Here is a 1,009-nt window from a genome sequence, read left to right on the forward strand (position 1 = left end):
TGTGGATAACTTCAACCATAGATAGTTTAAGTTGGTTATTTAAATATATAAATTCTGATTTTGAATATGAATGTTTTAGATTTTGTCATGGTTGGTTCTAATGATCATCAAAAAGCAGGTGATTTTTATGATGCTGTTTTTGAACCTTTGAAATTAAAAAGAATTTTAAAAACAGAAAAGTATTTGGGTTATGCTCATTTAAGTGATTTAGATAAAGTTCAATTTTATGTAACGCATCCTGTAAATGGTGAGCCTGCAACTTTTGGAAATGGTTCACAAACTACTTTATTAGCTGACACTAAAGAAGCAGTAGATAAATTTTATGAAGTTGCAATATCAAAAGGAGCAACAGATGAAGGTGGACCAGGGGTTAGAAAAGATGGAAATTACTATGCATACGTTCGTGATTTAGATGGAAATAAGATTGCAGCAAAAAGTATTTTAACTTAAATTAAGGAGATATATGAAACTAAGTTGTCATTGTGGATCTGTAGAAGCTGAAATTAATTCTACAGTTAATGAGTTAGCGAAGATTGTCAGATGCAATTGTTCAATTTGCAAAAGAAAAAATGCAACTATGGGCATGGTTAAAAATGAAGATTTTAAACTTACAAAAGGTGAGGACAAAATAAAACTTTATCAATACCATTCAAAAATTGCTAAACATTATTTTTGTACTGATTGTGGAATTTACACTCATCACAATCCAAGAAGTGCACCAGCTATGACTGGATTTAATTTGGGTTGTATCGATGAAGTTAAAGTTGAAGATATAAAAGAGATAGCTCAATTTGATGGTCTCAACCATCCAATGGACCAAGAAAAATAAAAATTCAATGCAATCTACTGCTGAGTGTTTTAAAAAAGTTAAAAGTGATTGTTTAAAATTTATTAAATCACAAGAAACCTCAAAAGAAAAATTTAGAAACAAAGATAAGATGCTTAAATCTTTTCTAATACCTGCATGTTTTTGGATCGCAAAAAAAGCTAATAATAAAAAACCTTACTT

General features: G+C 29.3%; 2 protein-coding genes. Both read left to right on the forward strand.

Annotation, left to right across the window (positions count from 1 at the left end; all coding sequences use genetic code 11):
• Window positions 1–66 precede the first annotated feature (66 nt).
• On the forward strand, window positions 67–450 hold the full coding sequence (locus tag AMN99_RS00205; RefSeq protein ID WP_075505857.1) for a VOC family protein: 384 nt from the start codon (window positions 67–69) through the stop codon (window positions 448–450).
• A 13-nt stretch (window positions 451–463) separates the two neighbouring features.
• On the forward strand, window positions 464–829 hold the full coding sequence (locus tag AMN99_RS00210; protein ID WP_075505858.1) for a GFA family protein: 366 nt from the start codon (window positions 464–466) through the stop codon (window positions 827–829).
• Window positions 830–1,009 lie beyond the last annotated feature (180 nt).

Origin of the sequence: Candidatus Pelagibacter communis, assembly GCF_001180225.1 — a bacterium.
GTDB lineage: Bacteria > Pseudomonadota > Alphaproteobacteria > Pelagibacterales > Pelagibacteraceae > Pelagibacter > Pelagibacter ubique_D.

Coding starts and splice junctions, on each gene's coding strand:
- AMN99_RS00205 (WP_075505857.1), top strand. CDS start 67: ATGAATGTTTTAGATTTTGTCATGGTTGGTTCTAATGATCATCAAAAA.
- AMN99_RS00210 (WP_075505858.1), top strand. CDS start 464: ATGAAACTAAGTTGTCATTGTGGATCTGTAGAAGCTGAAATTAATTCT.